Consider the following 18443-nt stretch of genomic DNA (forward strand, 5'->3'; position numbering starts at 1 on the left):
AGGAACCTCCCCATGCGGATCGACGCCCGGACCGACGACCAGCCTGAGCTGATCGCACACTTGCGGCTGTCGTACGACCTGGCGGCGACACAGCGGGCCAACGCCGAGGACGGCCTGCGGTTCGCTTCGATCCGGCTCGACGGCGACACCGGCCGGTGCACGGTGATACCGGCCGGTGGCGCCGCCGTCGAGTGTCACATCGGCTACTCGATCCCTTCACGGGACGCCCTGCGCGACGCGCTCGCCGCACAGGGCGTCCCGCTCCGCGCGGCCGCTCCGGACGATGGTTCCCTGGGCATGCCCGCGGACGACGATCCACCCCTGATCCAGCACGCCTGGATCATCAAGATGATCGCCTACGGACTGGATCCCTGGACCGTGTACGCCCGTTCGTGGGCAGGCGACCTGCTGGAGATCAGGCTGTCCCCGCGGTCGACGCAGGCGCGTTTCCGGATCGATGGGATCGCGCCCGTGGTCACCGTCGACGTCAGCCACACCGGGCCGTCTCGGCGGCTCGGGCTGAACTACACCATCGTGGATCGCATCAGCCGCCTCGTGCACGAGGGGGGCGAGCCGGCGATCGTCTTGTGAGGCGGCTGATGCGATCCACGCCCGGCCGCCGGGCCGCCCCAGCTCCGGCAGCACGCGGCGCATGACCGGCGATCTGGGGCACCTTGGCACACACCCTCTACTACCAGCATCACCCCGTGGACGCCCGCGCTGGCCCTTCATCAGTGCCTCACGATCGCCAGCCGGCAGGAAGACGTCCCCGGCGGGCCACCCGCCTCGGCCTTCCGCCCGCATCCGGCCATCGCCTACAACAATCGTGCCAGGCCCGCCGCCCCGGTCATCGACGTCGTGGCCGGCCTGCGCGCTCTGCCGCCAGTAGCTCTGCCCATCCACACCGTCGAACTCGTCGGGCTCTACCGGCATGGGCGCAGCTACCGATGGAAGGTCATACACCAGGTGCCGCTCCAACGCTGACGCCGACACCGCAAATCGCGACCTCCTCGTCGGTCACCCTTCGGCGCCGCGGCTTCCACCCCGGACGCCGCGCTGAGGCGCACACCCGATGCCGGGCCTACCCCTTTGATGAAGTGAGGTTCGGTATCGCCCGTTTAGCCGGGTGGTGACGGTTCAGCGAGTTTGGTAACGCATGGGGTGGTGTGGTGGGACGTTGGGTGTGCCTCGGTCATGAGGGGGCACCGGTGACGCGGTTGACCCAGGTAGGGAAGTTCGCGGCGATCAGGCGGGACTCCCGGGTGGAGGGTCTGTCGCAGCGAGAGTTGGCACGCAAGTATTCGGTGTCTCGGCGGGCGGTGGCTGAGGCGCTGCGGTCGGCGTGGCCGGCGCCACCCAAGCCGATGGCGCCGCGGCGGTCTCGTCTGGATCCATCAGAGCCGATGATTGATGCGATGTTGCGCGCGGATCTGGGGGGCGCCGCGCAAGCAGCGACACACGGTCCGGCGGATCTTCGGCCGACTGGTCGCTGAACATGAGGTGGAAGGCATCTCCTATTCGACCGTGGTGGAACATCGTCAGCAGGCCGTGCGCCTCCGGCTCCTGCGGCGCGGGGACGGCCAGCGCCCGCCCCAGCCGGATCGCCTCGGCGCCCGGGTCGACACGGCCGCCGCAGCCCTCGTACCCGAGTCCGCGCAGCCAGGCCGCGACCCGCGTGCGGAAACAGAAACAGGTACGCCCGGCCATCGGCTTAGGGGGTTGAATCGTGTCACCAATTCTCGGGGAAAAGGGCCTCTGGCATCCCTACGCTTCCGCTGTCACGATGAATTCGCCCCAGACAAGCAGAAGATCCAAAGCGAGGGCAGATGGCAGGCATCGGAAAATTACCAGCAAGAATCGCGACGGCGCTGACGGTTAGCCTGACGTGCCTCTTGGCGACGCCGCCAGCGCCCGCCTCCGCGAGGGCGGAAGACCTTTCGTACACGTACGAGATCGAAACGGAGATGCCCGCGTCGCGCGTCAACAGCTACTCGTCGTACGTGATCATGAGCGAAGTGCGCGCGAATTTCACCCGATACTTCCCGTTCAGATCAAACTGCCTGTCCCTGCCCTGGCCGCAGACCGGCAACGTCTGCAATCTCTACCACCCCGATCCCTACCCGAACCCGGTCCTGCTCCTCTACATCAACGGGAGCAACTTCGCCTTCAAGTCCCTTCCCGGACATTTCGAAGGCGCGGACCGGTTCATCAGATTCACGCTCTTCAAGGGGCAATTCTACCCCAACCGCCTGTACCTGCGCGTCGAGGCGTGGGGGCCGTACACACCGCAGGCGCACGCCACGATCACTTCCGGTCTCGCTTATCAGTACTGGAGCCAGTTCGCCCTCAACATCGGTTCCAGGGCATTCGCCTGACACTGCGAAAGCTGAGCTCGGCCCTCGACTACCATCCGCCGCCGAAGGCCCGTCGACGCAGCGAACCGGCCAGCTGGTACTTCACTTGGGCGGTGAGGCCGCCAACGTGGCCAGGATCTGCCCAACGTGGAGACCACGGCGGCGAAGCGCTCGTCGACCACAGCTGTGAGCCGTTGCTCGAACTGGTCCAGGTCCTGCTTGACGGCGAGCGTGGCGTGACCTGCCATGATCTCCCGGAGACAGGCTCGGGGTCAGATCGTCGGCATGCCACTCAACTTCCGCCACCAGGCAGCCGGAGCGGCTCAAGACAGGCGGCAGGGTGGAGACGATCCGGATCGTCCCAGGAGCTCGCACCTTCGGGTAGGGCTGGAGGGCGAGGCCGTACTGCCGCGAGCGCGGCGCGGTCAGGCGCAGGCCGGTGCTGCCGACGCGGTGGGATTCCCGCACGGCGGGAAGGGGTAGGAATCCGAGTGTTGTCAGAATGCGGCAGGGGCCTCGGGTCGGAGCGCACGCCCACGCTCAAGCGCAATTACCAAGAGTAACTTAGCTCGCACATTCGGTGTCGGCGTGACGGGGGTCGGCGGACCTGCGCTCGGCTGGCTGACGCATCCAGGCCTGGGAATCGTGCTTACGGCGCTGGAGGCGATCATCGTGGTGGCGGTGCTGGGAGCCGCGCTGTTCGGCTCTGCGGTCATCTCCGAGAGGGCGTTCAGGCTGTTGCGGTGGGTGGCGAACCGGCCTGAGCCGAAGGGACCGCCCCGTGCCGCGCGGTGAGCCTCGTTCTCCACAGCCTCGCTCGTGAGTTGATCTTGCCTTCCACCGGTAGATGGACGGCGGGAACCCGAGGTTGTCCCAGGGAAGGCCTTGTAGGGACGGGCCGGCTCGGGCGGCCATTCGAGCGAGTGGAGTTGCTCGCTCGGGCGTCAGAACCTGGTGGTGGCGCCAACGTAGGCCACCCTTTCTTCCTGGGACGTAGGCGAACTTCAGCGGCGCATCGAAGACCTTCTCGTGGCGGTACGGCAGGCAGTTGATCTCAGAATGGCCGGAGAACAAGGGCGCAGGATCCGCAAGGTCTATTTCCTCGTCACCGCCTTGACCGCGTTGCCGGCAGTGGCGACAGTCGAAGCTACTGGAACTCGGGCACACACGAGACCTGAAGCGGGACCTGCACGTCATGGCGGGCATGGTGGGCATGGTGGGCTGCATCACCGGCCGCTTCACCGACCGGGAATGAGCGGTTCAACGTCTCGGCCTTGTCGTAGTGCTCGGTGTCGGAATCGGCGTTGCGATCCAGCGGCGCCAGGGCGTCCATCACCTGCCGGAACACATCGTTGGAGCGGAACTCCACTGCGGGCCGACACTTGGGATGACGGCAGGAGATGCGTCATCGTCCCACACGAGCACCTTTGGCCTGAGCGGTCGGTTCACGATCACGACCGTTGGCACATCTCCGCACGGGCCCCATCTTGTCGACCCACGACTGTTCACCCACTGGCAGCAGGTCCGGCAATGGCACACCTGTATCTGGCCGGCCGAACGCGATGATGGCCGAATGGCCGGCTGGGGCCGGGCAGCACCGCCTGCTGCGCGGCATCGCAGTGGCCGCACGAAGGGACGGCTCCACCGTGCCGGCCTTCGGCTGCCGCTCCCCGTCCCAGCTGACCGGAGCCATCCACCTCATCCGGATCCGGGCGTCTTGTCAGGCGCGCTGGAGGAGCAGGGAGACGAAGCCCAGGGTGTTGCGGTAGCCGTTCAGCCACAGGTCGCGGTGTTCTCTCGCGGCGGCCAGGGCCTGGCCGGCGTCGGGGCCGGTGGCCGCGGCGGCCCAGCGGGTCAGGGTGCCGGTCCATGACCACTCGTACTCGTCCCACTCGGCCGGCTCGCTCACGTGGGCGTAGACGGTCAGCCAGCCGTCGGATTCGGCCGTTTCCACGGTGCCTGCCAGGTCGGGGTACTGGCCGATGGCTTCGACGATCTCCGGGGCGGGAGGTCGTTCCCAGAAGGCTTCGCCCACCAGGGCCAGGCCGCCGGGGCGGACGAATCGTCCGATCGCTTCCATCGTCTGCTTCAGGTCGCCGAAGGCGTGCGTCGAGCCCACACAGAGCACCAGGTCGTACGGCTCGGCGGCGCTGAAGTCCGCGGCGGGCATCGTGTGCAGCGACATGCGGCCGGACAGGTCTCGCCGGGCGGCCGCATTCTCGGCGGCCGCCACGGCGTGCGGTGAGATGTCCACGCCGTCGGCCACGGCGGTGGGGGCGAGTTCGAGTGCCCGTAGCGACCACTCGCCCTCGCCACAGCCCAGGTCGAGGATTCTGGCCCGGTCCGGCAGCGCCGCCCGGCGCAGCAACCTGTCGAGATTGGACTCCGAGATCGGTGCGGCGATCGGGTGGTCACGGTGTGCGATGGCGCTCAGCAGTTGTCGATCCATGCCTGCCATCCTTCCAGGGGCCGCTCTTGTGACCGATCCGCTCGGAACTGGTGAGCGCGGGAAAGAGCCGAGCCCCGGCTTTTCCGAATGGCCGTTGTGCTTTCCCACCATTTGTTGAACTTGATGTGGTTGCTTTTGTTACATCGGGGTACATGGGCGCGCCGACGTGCTTGGACACCCGGCCACGCGGCGGTGAAGCGCCTGCTCAGACAACGCGCCGACAGGCCCCAAGCCCCGCATAAGAGGGCTTTTTCGACTAAATAGTGAAATGTCGGAAATAAGGCTTTGCTTCCTAGCGGGTGACCGTGCGGGGTGCTGGCGGTTAGCGTCGAATACGTTCCGTTAGCGCCGTTCTCGCGTGTCCTGTTGACCGGAATTCGGCGCCATCCACCTGCCCAGACATCTGCTGGGCCTCAAATCAGGGATGGATCTCTGATGCTCAAGCGCATTCTCGTCGGCGCCGCGATCGCGGCGTCCGTGTTCGCGGTCACCGGAACTGTCACGTCGCAGGCCGCAAGCGCGTCGACCCAGACAAGCTGCTCGGTGGCGTCCACCACGCAGCTCTCGGCGTCGGCGGCGAAGCCCAAGTGCAAGTGGCGGTGGGACAAGTACGACCGCAAGTGCTGGTACTGCTGGAAGCACCACCGCTGGGTCAAGCAGTGGTGCAAGGGCAAGCACCACAACAACCACCACAACCACCACTAGGCCGCCCGCCGGCGAACACCGTCCGCGTAAACCGCCCCGCGAGGGACTCCTCGCGGGGCCGATCCACGCGCCGGGGATGCCCACCGGCCCGGCGTCCGGGCTGGGGACCGCCCAAAGGCCCGGGGCAGGCACGCCCGACGGTGGCGGGGGCGGGGAGACGAGGGGCCGGCCTCCGACGGCCGTCAAGCCCTGGGCGACGACCGGGCCCAGGGCGAGACCGCCGCCCAGGACGGCGCCGGCGTAGCCGTACACGCGACGGCGCTCTTCCGGCGGGTCGACGGCGAGGATCATCGAGGACCCGCCCGCGGCGCACATGGCCACAACGACGGCGTGAACGGGGGTTGTGCGGCGTCGCTCTCAGCGACGGCGCACCTCGTCCGCTTTCGACACCGTGGCAGTGACTACTCGGCCCGGAGGTTCACCTCGGCGCCGCCGGACGACGCCCGCTCGTGCAGTTCGACGCTCTCGGGCCGGACGCCCTTGGGGACGTCGAAGACGAGCGCGCCGGCGATCGTGTCACCGGGTTTGATCTTCTCGTAGAGGAGTTTCGAGTCCACTCCGTCCACGTAGACGGCGGCGCCAGGGTCGGCCTGGTACTCGGCGCCGCCGGCCAGCAGCCTCTGGGAGTCGCTGATGAACGCCTGCGCCCGGGTGCCGGTGTTCTTCACCGACAGGTGGACGACGGCGAAGCGCCCCCGTGCGGTCTTGCCGAGGCTTTCGCCGCCGATCCGGTCGAGCTGCTCCACTTTGGTCACGGTCATCGTGAAGCCGCCGTCCGTCACGGGCTGGCCGATGCCCGCGGACGTCCCGGAACGCAGGAAGAACACCACGGCGACGGTGCCCAGCAGGAGCGCGGCGGCGGCGATGGCGACCCGCGTGCGCGGAACCTGGGACATCGGGGGGCCTCCTGGCGATCGGACGCGCGGCCAACCACTTAACCAGCAAGGGCCCGCGCTCCGCCAGAGGTCAGGCGGCGGGGTGTTCGGTGAGGTCGGCCAGGTCCACGCCGTGTTTGTGGAGTTCGTCCACACTGGCCACGTAGCCGCGGAAGTACAGCTTGTCCTCGACGCGCCGCGACACGCGCAGGACGGGCTGATCGTCGACGACGACCGCCTCCACCTGCATCCCGTCGGAAGTGCGCCAGATTGCCATGGTTGAAGCCTAAGGGCATAAACCTAAAGAGCAGGTAATGACCTCAAGGCCTCGCGCATCCGGGCGATCTCGATGCTCTGGCCCGCGGCCACGTCTCTGGCCAGCATGCGCATACGCTGGTCGGTGCCCTCGCGCAGGGCGGCGTCGGCCATCGTCAGGGCGCCCTCGTGGTGCCTGATCATGAGGAGCAGGAACATACGGTCGAACCGGCCGTCGCGCGCCGCGCGCAGGGCGTTCATCTCGGTGAGGGTGGCCATGCCGTTCGCGGGCTGTCCCGTGGGGTGGCCGTGAGTCTGGGGTACGGCCCGGCCCAGCGCCGACAGCCAGCCGGACATGATGCGGATCTCGGGTTCCTGCGTCAGCGTGATCTGATCGGCGATGCGGCGGATGGAGGGGGTGCGGGTGCGTTCGGCGACCAGACCGGCCATCTCAAGAGCCTGGCGGTGGTGCGGGATCATGCCTTCGGCGAATCGCACGTCGGCCGCGGACGGCTGCCGCTCGGGCTGCGGAAGGCGTTCGCCGGGCGTGGCCGTACGGGCGGGAGATCCCGGGGCGTGCGGGACCAGGACGGGCGCGTCGGTGCCGATGGGAGAGGGTCCGGCGTTCTCCGTCGCGCAGGCGGCCAGGGCGAATGTCAGCAGAACTGTGATGAAGAGAAGACGCGGCCGGAACTGTACTGACATAGCTTCCATACTGGGCCACGACATTGAAGGAGTGCACGCGTGATCCCTGCGAAGCTACGAGCGGCGGTGGTCGGCGCGGCTGTCATGCTGGTGGCGGCCTGCGCCGGGACACCGGCCGCCGGGCCCGACCCGAGTCCGGCGAGCAAGGCGCCGACGAGCGCGTCGCCCTCGGCGAAGACCATGGCCGACGTGACGACCAGCGACAACGTGAAGCTGGTCGCCAACATGCCGCGGACGGCGCCGCTCGACGGCCCGATGAGCTGGAACTCCGACCTGGCCTTCCAGGGGAACTACGCGTTCGTGGGCAACTTCGGCGGGTTCTCGATCTTCGACATCAGCGACCCCGCACGGCCGAAGCCGGTCAGCCAGGTCTCCTGCCCGGCGCAGCAGAACGACGTCTCCGTCTACGGCGACCTGCTGATCCTGTCGATCGACGAGCCGCGCGGCGGCGAGAAGTGCGACTCGGGGCAGGGCACGGGACCGGCCTCGGGCGGCTGGGAGGGCCTGCGCATCTTCGACATCAGCGACAAGAAGAACCCCACGTACGTCTCCGCGGTGCGCACCGACTGCGGCTCGCACACCCACACGATGGTCCCGGGCAAGAACCCCGACACCCTGTACGTGTACGTCTCCTCCCCCGGCCCCGAGCCGGACTCGAAGACCTGCCCGCCACCCCACGAACTCATCCAGATCGTAGAAATCCCAGTAAAGAATCCCAAGTCCGCAAAAATCGTGGCAAAGCCGAACATCTTCCCTGATGGCCAGGGCGAAGGCATGTTCGCCGCCGGCTGCCACGACATCACCGCCTACCCCGAGAAGAACCTCGCCGCCGCGGCCTGCTTCGGCGACGGCGTCCTCCTGGACATCGCCGACCCGGTCAAGCCCAAGGTCCTGCAGCAGGTACGCGACACCGAGAACTTCCAGATCTGGCACTCGGCCACGTTCAACAACGACGCCACGAAGGTCGTCTTCAGCGACGAGCTCGGCGGCGGCGGGATGGCGACCTGCGACAGCAAGACGCCCAGGACTAAGGGCGCCAACGCCATCTACGACATCGTGGACGGCAAGCTCGAACGACGCGGCTACTTCAAGATGCCGCGCGAGCAGACGTCGAACGAGAACTGCGTCGCCCACAACGGCTCGCTGCTGCCGATCAAGGGCAAGGACGTGATGGTCCAGGCGTGGTACCAGGGCGGCGTCTCGGTCTGGGACTTCACCGACTCCAACAACCCCCGCGAGGTCGGTTTCTTCGACCGCGGCCCGGCCGGCGGCGACCACTCGATCGCCGGCTCCTGGTCGGCGTACTACTACAACGGCTACATCTACTCCAGTGACATCCTCAAGGGCCTGGACGTCATCCAGATCGACGACCCGCTGACCGACCCGGCCAAGCAGGTCAAGATGGACGACTTCAACGTCCAGACGCAGAAGTCGTACTAGCCGGGCGCGCTGATCTCCCCGTCACGCCACCCCTTGTAGGTGACGTCGAACGGGGAGGTCAGCCGGGCGCCCTGGTCGAGCAGCATGTGCCAGGACAGCCGCAACGAGCGCGGCCGGTTGCGCTCGTCCAGCCTGAGCACCCAGGAGAGCGTGGTCTTGGCGAGCCGCGCCTCGGGGATCTCGTCGTTGTTGATGGCGCTGATCTGCCGCCAGAGCGACTCCGGGCCCTTGGTGGTGGGCAGCGAGCCGGTGTAGGTCCGGCCCTCCGACTGCACGCCTGAGGTGAGCCTGGCCAGGTCGGCCACGTTGGCGATCGAGGCGACCGCGTGCACGAACCGGGCGTACAGCATGATCGGGGTCTTGGCCTGGTCGGTGACCAGCCTGCCGCCGACGTAGTCCTGCTCGGCCATCAGCACGCGCCCGGTCAGCGCGGGCTCGACGTGCTGGGCGGTGACCCTGGCGTCCATGCGGACGTCGGAGAACTGCGGGTCGTAGGCCAGGCGGCCCGTGGCGGTGGTGTGCCAGGTGCCCTGGGTGATGCGGGCGTCGAGGGTGAAGTCGGCCAGCGGCGCCAGCCCGACCGCGCTCTCCATGACGTCGGCGAGCTGCCCGGCCGCGGGCGGGGCGGCCGCGCTGGGTGTGCCGCCCGGGGTGCCGCTCGGGGTGCTGCTCGGGCTGGGCGAGGTGGTGGGAGTGGCGGTCGGCGTGCTCCCGGCGGTGGGGTTCGCGCGTGTGCCGGTGCCCCGGCCGGGCCCGCCGCGCCACAGCACCACACCGGTGGTCGCCGCGGCCAGCACCGCCACACCCCCCGCGAGCGCCGCCCGCCGCGACACCCCTCCCGCGCGGGCCCGCCCTGACATCCCGTCAGTGGGTACGGCCCCGCCCCCGGAACCCGGCGCCGTGGACACCCCCGGCACAGCACCCGGAGCGCCCGGAATCCCCGCCATGGCACCCGGAGCGCCAGGCGTGGGCCGGGCTTCGGGGCCCGGGTGGCCCGCGGGCTGGGCGGCGGCCACGCCCTGGCGCAGGGCGGCGTCCGGCTGCGCGGGCGCGCGCTCGCCCAGCAGGTTCAGCAGCAGGTCGCGGGCGGTGGGCCGGGCGGCGGGGTTCTTGGCGAGGCAGCGGGCGACGATCGTCCGCAGCGGCTCGGGCAGCTCGCCCAGGTCGGGGTCGGCGTGGATGATGCGGTAGGCGACGGCGGCGAGGGTGTCGGAGCCGAACGGCGGCCGTCCTGAAGCGGCGAACACCATGGTCGCGCCCCACGCGAACACGTCCGCGGCGGGCCCGACCTGCCCACCGGCGAACTGCTCCGGCGCCATGTACGGCGGCGTCCCCGCGGCGCCCTGCGACTGGGACAGGTCCACCAGCCGCGCGATGCCGAAGTCGATCACCCGCGGGCCGTCCTGGCCCATGAGGACGTTGCCCGGCTTGAAGTCCCGGTGCACGACTCCGGCCCGGTGGATGGCGGTCAGCGCGGTGGCGGTGCCGATGGCCAGCCGGGTCAGCGCCGCCCCGCGCAGCGGCGCCACCTGGTGCAGCGCGGGCCCGTCGATGAACTCACTGGCCACGTAGGGCGGGTTGTGGTCCAGGTCGGCACGCAGGACGCGGGCCGTACAGAACTCGGCCACCTGGCGGGCGGCGGCGAGCTCGCGGTCGAAGGCCCCCTTGGTGGAGCGGTCGAACCCGTGGACGACCTTGACCGCGGCGAGTTCGCCGCGGTCGTCCCGGCCCAGGTAGACGGTGCCCTGACCGCCTCGTCCGAGTTCGCGGAGGATGCGGTACGGGCCGATGTCCACGATGCCTCACATGATCGGTATGCGGGGCACGAGACTAACTCACGGGTCGAGATCGGCGGCAGAGCGCTCGGCGAAGACCCGCATCGCCTTGGCGGTGATCGGTCCCGGCGCGACCGGCAGCGTGGTCTGGTCGACCAGCTTGATGGGCTGCACGTCGCGCGTGGTGGAGGTGAGGAACGCCTCCTCGGCCTCGTAGAGTGCCCGCAGCGGCACGTCGGCCTCCTCGGCGCCGCACCATTCGACGACCAGCGCCCGCGTGACTCCGGCCAGCGGCCCGGCCTCCAGCGTGGGAGTGATCAGGCGGCCGCCGGTGACGATGAAGACGTTGGAGCCGGTGCCCTCGCACAGGTTCCCGGCGAGGTTGCCGAAGATCGCCTCGCCACCGCCGCGCGCCTTGGCGTAGGCCAGGGCCTTGGCGTTGTCGCCGTAGGAGGTGGACTTGACGCCGGACAGCGCGCCGCGCTCGTTGCGCGGCCAGGGCACGACGGTGACGGCGGCGGTTCCGGGGAAGGGCTTCTGCTCGTCCACGATCACGACGGAGGTGCCACCCTGGTCGCCGCGGTCGGAGCCGAGCGGGCCGGGGCCGCTGGTGTAGGTGACGCGGATGCGGCCGAGCGGCCACGCGGGGGCGACGGCCAGGAGCTTGCCGATGCCGTCGGCGATGGCGTCGGTGTCGGGCTCGGGCAGGTCCATGCGCCGTGCCGAGAGCCGGAGCCGGTCGAGGTGGCGGGTGAGCGCGAACGACGCGCCGTTGACGATCTTGATGGTCTCGAACACGCCGTCGCCGACCATGAGACCGTGGTCGAAGACCGAGACGCTCGCTCGGGCGGGGTCGAGGATCTCCCCGTTGACCCAGACAGGGACTGTCATCTATCTCCTCCAAAGCGAGATGCGAGTGCGATGAGCCTGGATGCTTTCAGCTCGGTCTCCTGCCATTCACGCCGGGGGTCGCTGCCCCAGGTGATGCCCGCGCCGGTGCCGAACCGGATCTCCCGGCCGGAGATCCAGAAGGTGCGGATGCCCACGGCCAGCGCGGCCGTGCCGCGGTCGGCGTCGACCCAGCCCACGGCCCCACAGTACGGCCCGCGGGGCTCGGGTTCGAGTTCATTGATGATGCGCAGGGCCGAGGACTTGGGCGCGCCGGTGATCGAGCCGGGCGGGAACGTGGCCGAGAACAGCTCGGGCCATCCCGTGCCGGGCTCCAGCCGGGCGCGGACGGTCGAGACCAGGTGTACCGAGCCCGGGTAGGCCTCGGGCACGCACAGCGCGGGAACCTGAACCGAGCCGACCGCCGCCACCCGGCCGAGGTCGTTGCGGACCAGGTCGACGATCATGACGTTCTCGGAGTAGTCCTTGTCGAGCAGGTCGGCCTCGGTGGCTCCGGTGCCCTTGATGGGGCGGGACTCGACGACGGCGCCGTCGCGCGAGAGGTACAGCTCGGGTGAGGCGGAGACCACGGCGCGGCCGGGCAGGCTGATCACCGCGGCGTACGCGGCGGGGTTGCGCTCGGCCAGGCGGTGGGCCAGGGCAAGCGGGTCGGCCTCCGGCGGCAGGGGCGCGGTCAGGACCCGGGTGAGGTTGGCCTGGTAGACCTCGCCCCGGCGGATGTGCTCGCGGATGGCCTGCACGCCGCGCTCGTAGGCGGCCTGGTCGAGGGAACTGCGCCACTGGCGGGCGCCGGGGCCGTGCCAGGGTCCGGCCGGGGGCAGCGGGGCGTGGCGTACCTGGTCGAAGCGGGCGCAGCTGACCTTGCCCTCGTAGTCGGCCACCACGGCCCACCAGCCCTCGCCGTCGAGGGCGGCCAGGTCCGTGGTCAGGTCGCGCAGGCCGGTGGCGAGCCGCCCGCCGACATGGGCGAAGCTGTCGTACACGCGGCCATTGTCCCAGTCCGGGATGCCACCTCGCACAGCAAGTCCACGAAGGCCAGGGCGGCGGGCAGCGGGACGCCGGGGAGCGCCGCGTAATAACGCCTGGTCGGGGCGGCCGCGCCGAGCGGGCGGAGCACGACTCCCCTCGGTACGGCCCGCGCCGCCAGCTCCGGCACGAGCGTGACGCCGAGCCCGGCGGCGACGAAGCCGAACTTGCCCGACCATTCGGCCACGCGCAGCCCGCCGCGCGGTACGAACCCGGCCGCGGCGCAGGCGGTCACGAGCAGCGTCGGCTGGCCGCTCGGCGCGGCCTCGATCCAGGTCTCCTCGCGCAGGTCGGCCAGGTCGACGGTGGCGCGGGCGGCGAGGGCGTGGCCGGCGGGGAGCGCCACCAGCAGCCGGTCCTCCCCCAGCGGCACCGTGTGACCGCCCGAGGGCAGCCCGGCCGGGTAGTCGCTGATCACGGCGACGTCGAGCTCTCCGGCTTCCAGGCGATCGACCAGGCGGGGGCTGAGCCCCTCCGCGAGCCGTACCTCGACGGCCGGATGCCGCTCGGCGAAGCGGCTGAGCGCGGCGGGCACCAGTTCGACGTTGGCGGTCGCGAACGCCCCCACGCGCAGCCTGCCGCCGCCCCCGGCGTGGATGGCGGCCAGTTCCTCCCCCGCCTGGTCCAGGCGTTCCAGGACGGCGCGGGTGTGACGGTGCAGGGCGTGGCCGGCGGGCGTCAGCCGTACACCCCGGGCGCGGCGTTCGAACAGCGCGCCGCCCGCCTCGCGCTCCAGCGCGGCGATGCGGCGCGAGACCGCGGACTGGGTGTATCCGAGCAGTTCGGCGGCGGCGGTGAACGAGCCGGAGCGGGCCACCTCGTCGAACAGCCGCAAGTCATTCGTCTCAAGCATGGCTGGTATGCAATGTAGTCGGTGGTGGAATGGCTCGCATCTCTCTATAAAGGGCAACATGATTGCTTTTCTTGGACAGGGGCGCATGGGCGTCCCCATGGCCCGGCGGCTTGAGGCGGCCGGGCACAAGGTGACCACGTGGCGGCGCGGGACCGGGACGCCGGTGGAGCGGGCCGTCGAGGGCGCCTCGGTCGTCATCACGATGCTGCGTGACGGACCCGCCGTGCTCGACGTGCTGACCTCGGCGCTGCCGGGGCTGCGGCCGGACGCGACCGTGATCGAGATGTCCACGATCGGGCCGCCGGCCGTCACGCGGGTGCGCGAGCTGCTGCCGTCCTCTGTGGGGCTGGTGGACGCGCCCGTGCTCGGCAGCGTGGGGCCCGCCACCGACGGGACGCTGACGGTGCTGGCGGGCGGCGCGGTGGAGCCGGTGCGCGAGGTGCTGACCGTCTTCGGGACCGTGCGCGAGTGCGGGCCGCTGGGGTCGGGGGCGGCGCTGAAGCTCGCCGTCATGAGCGCGTTCCTGCCCGCTCAGGTGCTGCTCGCCGAGTCCCTCGCGTACGGCGAGGCGCACGGCGTCCCCCGTGAGGCGGTGCTGGACGTCCTGGCGGGCACCCCGCTCGGCGGCCTGTCGGAACGCCTGCGCGATCCCGGGACGCAGACGCGCTTCGCGCTGGGACTGGCGGCCAAGGACCTGGAGCTGGCCGCGTGGGAGGGCGGGACGCTGGCCACCGCCGCCCGCCTGCGCCTGCGCGCGGCCGAGGCGGCCGGTCTCGGCGATCACGACGTGACCGCGATCGCGCGGCACGTCGGCGCGGGCCGTCCGTCCCGGGTCACGCCGGTCAACCCGCCGGCCGTGCCCGCCACCAACGGCATGTACTCGCACGCGGTGCGGACCGGGGACACGCTGTACATCTCCGGGCAGGCCGCGTTCGACGACGACGGGAACGTGGTGGCACCCGGGGACATGGGGGCGCAGGCGGAGCACATCTTCGCGTGCCTGGAGCGGATTCTGGCCGATCAGGGGGCGGGGTTCGGGGACATCGCCTTCATCCGGTCCTACCTGACGGACATGTCGCAGGCTCCGGCCTACCGGGAGGTGCGCAAGCGCCACATCACGGGCACGCCTCCGGCCAGCACGACGGTGGAGGTGTCGCGGCTGTTCATGCCGGGGCTGGTGCTGGAGGTGGACGCGATCGTGGCGCTGCCCGGCTGAGCCCCCCAGCGCCGGGCGGCCGGCGGGGCGCTCGTCACGGCGGCCCGCCACCCCCGCCGGACGGGCGTCTCCCTGGACAGAGGGATCCACGTGCGGCGGGTGGGGGTGGCTGCGGCTTCGCCGTAACGTATGGGGGTCTTAGGAGAGAGGACCCGTGACGGCCTCCGCGGCGGACAGGAGGGCGCCGTCGGCGACGAGGCGGACGGTCGACTCGATCTCCGGGGCGAGGAAGCGGTCAGGGCCGGGGCCGGGAACCGCCTCGCGCAGAGCGGACACCACGGCGCCGGTCGCGGGGGCGGGCGTCAGCGGGGCGCGCAGGTCGAGGGCGCGGGCGGCGGTGAGGATCTCGATGGCCAGGACCCGCGTCAGGCCGTCCACCGACTTGCGCAGCTTGCGCGCGGCCGACCAGCCCATGGAGACGTGGTCCTCCTGCATGGCCGAGCTCGGGATCGAGTCGACGCTGGCCGGGACGGCCAGGCGCTTCATCTCGGAGACGATGGCGGCCTGCGTGTACTGGGCGATCATGTGGCCGGAGTCCACGCCGGGGTCGTCGGCGAGGAAGGCGGGCAGGCCGTGGTTGCGGGCAACGTCGAGGAAGCGGTCGGTGCGGCGCTCGGACATGGAGGCCACGTCGGCGGCGACGATGGCGAGGAAGTCGAGCGCGTAGGCGACGGGGGCGCCGTGGAAGTTGCCGTTGGACTCCACGCGGCCGTCGTCGAGCACGGCGGGGTTGTCGACGGCGCTGGCCAGCTCCCAGGTGGCGACGTTGGCGGCGTGCGCGACGGTGTCGCGGGCGGCGCCGGCGACCTGCGGAGCGCAGCGCAGGGAGTAGGCGTCCTGGACGCGGGCGCAGTTCTCGGGGTCGCGGTGGCTGGCCATGACGCCGGAGCCGGCCAGGATCCTGACCATGTTGGCCGCGGCGAGCGCCTGGCCGGGCTGCGGGCGCAGGGCCTGCAGCTCGGGGGCGAAGACGCGGTCGGTGCCGAGCAGCGCCTCCACGCTCATGGACGCGCTCAGGTCGGCGGTCTTCAGCAGCCTGGACAGGTCGTCGATGGCCAGGACGAGCATGCCGAGCATGCCGTCGGTGCCGTTGATGAGGGCCAGGCCCTCCTTGGCGGCCAGTTCGACCGGCTCGATGCCGGCCTGCTTGAGCGCCTCGGCCGCCTGGGTGACATTTCCGGATTTATCCCGTACGACGCCTTCGCCCATCAGCGTCAGCGCCACGTGGGCCAGCGGCGCCAGGTCGCCCGAGCACCCCAGCGAGCCGAACTCGTGCACCACCGGCGTGATCCCCGCGCTCAGCAGCGCGGCGAGCGTCTTGGCCGTCATCGGGCGGATGCCGGTGTGGCCGGTGGCCAGCGTGTGCAGGCGCAGCAACATGAGCGCCCGCACGACCTCCGTCTCGACCTCGGGGCCGCTGCCCGCGGCGTGCGAGCGCACGAGCGAGCGCTGCAGCTGCGCGCGCAGCGCGGGGTCGATGTGCCGCGTGGCCAGCGCGCCGAACCCGGTCGACACACCGTAGGCGGGCGTCGGGCTCTCGGCGAGCTCGTCCACGCGCTGGCGGGCCGCGGAGATCGCCGCGATCGCGTCGTCGGTCAGGCGTACGGCGGCGCCGTCACGGGCCACACGGATGACGTCCTCGAAGCTCAGCGGTTCGGGACCGACGTTCACGACTACGTTGTCGCGCATGCTGCCACTCTCTCGTTCAAGGGTGTTGGGTAACCGGCGTATGTGATGTTAGCTCCTTACCATCGAACAACTCCCTTCTGCCCTCTTCTGTCACGATCACCGCGCGGGGGATGCTCCCGCGGGCGATCCAGCCCCGCTCGAACAACACATCGGTCAGCGCGGCGCCGAGCGCTCCGCCCAGGTGGGCCCGCCGTTCCGTCCAGTCGAGGCAGTCGGGCGCGAACCTCCTGCGCGTCCCGCGCACGGCGTCCACGTCCACGCCGAGCAGCTTGAGCGCCCGCTCCCCCGCCGCGGTGAGCTCGCCGCCGTCGAGGTGCCCGTCCGCGCGCAGCCGGTCCAGCAGCGCCACGCCCGCCCGTCCGGCCAGGTGGTCGTAGCACGTGCGGGCCTCCTCCAGCAGCCGCGCCTGGCGCGACTGCCGCAGCGACCGTACGGCGGGCCGCGCGCTGACCCGGGCCAGCACCTCCAGGACCTCGGCCACGTCGTGCCCGGCCAGGCGGTAATAGCGGTGGCGGCCCTGGCTGACCACCTCCACGAGGCGGCCCTCCAGCAGCTTGGCCAGATGGGAACTGGCGGTGGCGGCGCTCACTCCGGCCAGCCTGGCCAGTTCCCCGGCCGCCAGGGCTCGTCCGTCGAGCAGCGCGTTGAGCATGGCGGCCCTGGTCGGGTCGGCGATGAGCGCGGCGACCGGTGCGATGTCGGCGTCGCGGGTGAGATGTTCTGCGGCCATGATGCGACGCTAACCCACCGACGTTTCGGCCGCGGTCTAAGCATCGCGGCCCTTCACGGCGCACAGGAGCCGGTTGTTGCCGCGCTGCCACAGCGTGCCGACCTCGGCGAACCCGGCCGTGCGCAGAGCCCCCGCATGGGTGGACAAAAGTTCGGACTCCTCGCCGTTGTGCGTGGCGCCCTGGTCGTGGCGGGCGTTGTTGAGCTCGGCCAGATCGGGGTCGGCGACGACGGCCCGCCACCACTCCTGCCAGTCCTCCGGCCGGTTCTCGCGGAAACGGCGCTCGGTCTCCTTCTCGTGGATCGCGCGCTCAAGCCCGGCCAGGGCGGGGGTGGCGTCGTCGGAGTTGAGGTGGTCGCCGTTGAGGAACAGGCCACCCGGCCGCAGGACCCGGTGCACCTCGGCGTAGACGCCGGTCAGCTCGGAGCCGGTGATCCAGTGCAGCGCGGTCGTGCTGACCGCGGCGTCCACGGGGCGGTCCAGGCCGAGTCCGTCGCTCCAGCCCCGGGCCCGCAGGTCCCGGGAGACGAAAGTCAGCCGCGGGTACGCGGCGCGGCCCAGGCCCAGCAGGAGCGGGTCGGCGTCGATGGAGATCACCGTGGCCTTGGGCAGGCGCTCAAGCAGGCGGGCGGAGAGCGAGCCGGGGCCGCAGCCGAGGTCCAGCACAAGGGGGTCGGGACGGCCCAGGGACTCAACGGCGTCGATCAGCGCGGTGAAGCGCTCCTCACGGTCGGGCAGGTATCCGGCCTGCTGCAGGTCCCAGCGGTCGATCCATCGGCGGGCAGCGTCATAGGTCAGCACAACCGGCTCCTTGTAACTGTCGTCTACACTTTGGATAGTCACAAGCTAACCGAGAGGTTGTAACCGGTCAAGTGAACTTCAACAGTCACACGGACAGTGTCACGCGAGTGACGGTGAGCTTCGTCAACGCGCTGACGCCCGGCATGCGGCGCGGGCGTCCCTTCACGCCCGCCGTCCTGGACGAGGCGGCCACGGCCGGCGCCCGCGAGATCTACCCGGCACACCGGCCGTTCACCGCTCCGGAGGCGGAGGAGCTGGCGGGCGTGGCCGTACGGCTGCGCGCGGTCTTCGAAGCGGTGGCCGCCGAGGACAACGACACCGCCGCCGCCCGGCTCAACCGCCTGCTCGACGACCACAACGCCCGCCCCCGCCTCGACCGCCACGACGGCGAACCCTGGCACCTGCACTTCCACGGCCCCGGCGGCACCGTGGCCGGCGACTGGGGCGCCAGTTGCTCGACGGCGCTGGCGATCGTGCTGGGCAGCGAGTTCGCCGACCGGCTCGGCGTGTGCACGGCGCCCGCCTGCGACCGCGTCTACGTGGACGTCTCCCGCAACGGCACCAAGCGCTTCTGCTCGACCGCGTGCCAGAACCGGGTGAAGACGGCCGCTTTCCGGGCCAGGGCGAAGAACTGAGTTGGGGGAGAGGGGGAAGATTCGCT

General features: G+C 70.7%; 19 protein-coding genes. 7 read left to right on the plus strand and 12 right to left on the minus strand.

The genetic code is table 11. The features are described 5' to 3' along the window. Positions 1–12 precede the first annotated feature (12 nt). The 3 genes from ACIBKY_RS13705 (at position 13) to ACIBKY_RS13715 (ending at position 3149) form a co-directional block, all read left to right on the plus strand. Complete coding sequence (locus tag ACIBKY_RS13705; protein ID WP_397096986.1) at positions 13–591, plus strand: hypothetical protein; 579 nt, start codon at positions 13–15, stop codon at positions 589–591. A 1235-nt stretch (positions 592–1826) separates the two neighbouring features. After that, positions 1827–2375 carry a hypothetical protein gene (locus ACIBKY_RS13710; protein ID WP_397096987.1) on the plus strand — a complete coding sequence of 183 codons (549 nt, stop codon included), beginning with the start codon at positions 1827–1829 and terminating at the stop codon, positions 2373–2375. A 567-nt stretch (positions 2376–2942) separates the two neighbouring features. Next, a complete protein-coding gene (locus ACIBKY_RS13715; protein WP_397096988.1) occupies positions 2943–3149 on the plus strand; it encodes a hypothetical protein in 207 nt (68 codons plus the stop codon). A gap of 352 nt (positions 3150–3501) precedes the next feature. Here the strand turns inward: ACIBKY_RS13715 and ACIBKY_RS13720 are convergent, their stop codons facing one another. Further along, positions 3502–3723: a hypothetical protein gene (locus ACIBKY_RS13720; RefSeq protein WP_397096989.1), complete on the minus strand. Its 222-nt coding sequence runs from the start codon at positions 3721–3723 to the stop codon at positions 3502–3504. A 351-nt stretch (positions 3724–4074) separates the two neighbouring features. Then, a complete protein-coding gene (locus ACIBKY_RS13725) occupies positions 4075–4803 on the minus strand; it encodes an SAM-dependent methyltransferase (protein WP_397096990.1) in 729 nt (242 codons plus the stop codon). A gap of 435 nt (positions 4804–5238) precedes the next feature. On the opposite strand from ACIBKY_RS13725, the gene ACIBKY_RS13730 reads away from it, so the two are divergent. Then, positions 5239–5508, plus strand: coding sequence for a hypothetical protein (locus ACIBKY_RS13730; protein ID WP_397096991.1), 270 nt, complete (start codon positions 5239–5241; stop codon positions 5506–5508). Between the two features lie 401 nt (positions 5509–5909). Here ACIBKY_RS13730 and ACIBKY_RS13735 read toward each other — a convergent pair whose 3' ends face one another. The 3 genes from ACIBKY_RS13735 to ACIBKY_RS13745 all read right to left on the minus strand — a co-directional run bounded on the left by ACIBKY_RS13735 (position 5910) and on the right by ACIBKY_RS13745 (position 7343). Then, positions 5910–6404 carry a DUF4352 domain-containing protein gene (locus ACIBKY_RS13735; RefSeq protein ID WP_397096992.1) on the minus strand — a complete coding sequence of 165 codons (495 nt, stop codon included), beginning with the start codon at positions 6402–6404 and terminating at the stop codon, positions 5910–5912. Between the two features lie 70 nt (positions 6405–6474). Then, on the minus strand, positions 6475–6660 hold the full coding sequence (locus tag ACIBKY_RS13740; protein WP_379617260.1) for a hypothetical protein: 186 nt from the start codon (positions 6658–6660) through the stop codon (positions 6475–6477). A 23-nt stretch (positions 6661–6683) separates the two neighbouring features. Further along, positions 6684–7343 carry a DUF305 domain-containing protein gene (locus ACIBKY_RS13745; RefSeq protein WP_397096993.1) on the minus strand — a complete coding sequence of 220 codons (660 nt, stop codon included), beginning with the start codon at positions 7341–7343 and terminating at the stop codon, positions 6684–6686. A 39-nt stretch (positions 7344–7382) separates the two neighbouring features. On the opposite strand from ACIBKY_RS13745, the gene ACIBKY_RS13750 reads away from it, so the two are divergent. After that, on the plus strand, positions 7383–8783 hold the full coding sequence (locus tag ACIBKY_RS13750) for an LVIVD repeat-containing protein (protein WP_397096994.1): 1401 nt from the start codon (positions 7383–7385) through the stop codon (positions 8781–8783). Here ACIBKY_RS13750 and ACIBKY_RS13755 read toward each other — a convergent pair. From ACIBKY_RS13755 to ACIBKY_RS13770, 4 genes are read right to left on the minus strand one after another with little or no spacing between them, the layout of a single operon-like run. Beyond that, complete coding sequence (locus ACIBKY_RS13755; protein ID WP_397096995.1) at positions 8780–10579, minus strand: protein kinase; 1800 nt, start codon at positions 10577–10579, stop codon at positions 8780–8782. The two genes, ACIBKY_RS13750 and ACIBKY_RS13755, sit on opposite strands and share 4 nt — an antisense overlap. A gap of 39 nt (positions 10580–10618) precedes the next feature. Continuing rightward, a complete protein-coding gene (locus ACIBKY_RS13760; protein ID WP_397096996.1) occupies positions 10619–11449 on the minus strand; it encodes an aminotransferase class IV in 831 nt (276 codons plus the stop codon). After that, positions 11446–12450 (minus strand): chorismate-binding protein, encoded by a 1005-nt coding sequence (locus tag ACIBKY_RS13765; RefSeq protein ID WP_397096997.1) that lies wholly within the window; start codon positions 12448–12450, stop codon positions 11446–11448. The genes ACIBKY_RS13760 and ACIBKY_RS13765 overlap by 4 nt, the downstream gene beginning before the upstream one ends. After that, positions 12393–13346 carry a LysR family transcriptional regulator gene (locus tag ACIBKY_RS13770; protein ID WP_397096998.1) on the minus strand — a complete coding sequence of 318 codons (954 nt, stop codon included), beginning with the start codon at positions 13344–13346 and terminating at the stop codon, positions 12393–12395. Before ACIBKY_RS13770 ends, ACIBKY_RS13765 begins: the two co-directional genes overlap by 58 nt. A gap of 58 nt (positions 13347–13404) precedes the next feature. Here ACIBKY_RS13770 and ACIBKY_RS13775 point away from each other — a divergent pair, with 58 nt between their 5' ends. Next, the gene (locus tag ACIBKY_RS13775; protein WP_397096999.1) at positions 13405–14562 is read left to right on the plus strand and encodes a Rid family hydrolase; all 1158 of its coding nucleotides are present in this window, start codon (positions 13405–13407) and stop codon (positions 14560–14562) included. 138 nt (positions 14563–14700) lie between these two features. On the opposite strand, the gene hutH is transcribed toward ACIBKY_RS13775, so the two are convergent. Genes hutH through ACIBKY_RS13790 form a run of 3 tightly spaced genes read right to left on the minus strand, consistent with a single transcriptional unit; the run spans position 14701 to position 17782 of the window. Beyond that, entirely contained in the window at positions 14701–16251 is a 1551-nt protein-coding gene (gene hutH, locus ACIBKY_RS13780) for a histidine ammonia-lyase (protein ID WP_397097000.1), read from the minus strand. Positions 16252–16267: 16 nt separating this feature from the next. Next, positions 16268–16981: an ArsR/SmtB family transcription factor gene (locus tag ACIBKY_RS13785; RefSeq protein ID WP_397097001.1), complete on the minus strand. Its 714-nt coding sequence runs from the start codon at positions 16979–16981 to the stop codon at positions 16268–16270. Positions 16982–17017: 36 nt separating this feature from the next. Beyond that, entirely contained in the window at positions 17018–17782 is a 765-nt protein-coding gene (locus ACIBKY_RS13790; protein WP_397097002.1) for a class I SAM-dependent methyltransferase, read from the minus strand. A gap of 107 nt (positions 17783–17889) precedes the next feature. Between ACIBKY_RS13790 and ACIBKY_RS13795 the strand changes: the two genes are divergently transcribed. Then, positions 17890–18417: a CGNR zinc finger domain-containing protein gene (locus ACIBKY_RS13795; RefSeq protein ID WP_397097003.1), complete on the plus strand. Its 528-nt coding sequence runs from the start codon at positions 17890–17892 to the stop codon at positions 18415–18417. Positions 18418–18443 lie beyond the last annotated feature (26 nt).

This window comes from Nonomuraea sp. NPDC050394 (assembly GCF_044459065.1).
In the GTDB taxonomy this organism is placed as follows: domain Bacteria; phylum Actinomycetota; class Actinomycetes; order Streptosporangiales; family Streptosporangiaceae; genus Nonomuraea.

What these genes read in the sequence shown, in the direction of transcription:
- ACIBKY_RS13705 (WP_397096986.1), top strand. Translation starts at nt 13, where the DNA reads ATGCGGATCGACGCCCGGACCGACGACCAGCCTGAGCTGATCGCACAC.
- ACIBKY_RS13710 (WP_397096987.1), top strand. Translation starts at nt 1,827, where the DNA reads ATGGCAGGCATCGGAAAATTACCAGCAAGAATCGCGACGGCGCTGACG.
- ACIBKY_RS13725 (WP_397096990.1), bottom strand. Translation starts at nt 4,803, where the DNA reads ATGGATCGACAACTGCTGAGCGCCATCGCACACCGTGACCACCCGATC.
- ACIBKY_RS13730 (WP_397096991.1), top strand. Translation starts at nt 5,239, where the DNA reads ATGCTCAAGCGCATTCTCGTCGGCGCCGCGATCGCGGCGTCCGTGTTC.
- ACIBKY_RS13735 (WP_397096992.1), bottom strand. Translation starts at nt 6,404, where the DNA reads ATGTCCCAGGTTCCGCGCACGCGGGTCGCCATCGCCGCCGCCGCGCTC.
- ACIBKY_RS13740 (WP_379617260.1), bottom strand. Translation starts at nt 6,660, where the DNA reads ATGGCAATCTGGCGCACTTCCGACGGGATGCAGGTGGAGGCGGTCGTC.
- ACIBKY_RS13745 (WP_397096993.1), bottom strand. Translation starts at nt 7,343, where the DNA reads ATGTCAGTACAGTTCCGGCCGCGTCTTCTCTTCATCACAGTTCTGCTG.
- ACIBKY_RS13760 (WP_397096996.1), bottom strand. Translation starts at nt 11,449, where the DNA reads ATGACAGTCCCTGTCTGGGTCAACGGGGAGATCCTCGACCCCGCCCGA.
- ACIBKY_RS13770 (WP_397096998.1), bottom strand. Translation starts at nt 13,346, where the DNA reads ATGCTTGAGACGAATGACTTGCGGCTGTTCGACGAGGTGGCCCGCTCC.
- ACIBKY_RS13775 (WP_397096999.1), top strand. Translation starts at nt 13,405, where the DNA reads ATGATTGCTTTTCTTGGACAGGGGCGCATGGGCGTCCCCATGGCCCGG.
- hutH (WP_397097000.1), bottom strand. Translation starts at nt 16,251, where the DNA reads ATGCGCGACAACGTAGTCGTGAACGTCGGTCCCGAACCGCTGAGCTTC.
- ACIBKY_RS13785 (WP_397097001.1), bottom strand. Translation starts at nt 16,981, where the DNA reads ATGGCCGCAGAACATCTCACCCGCGACGCCGACATCGCACCGGTCGCC.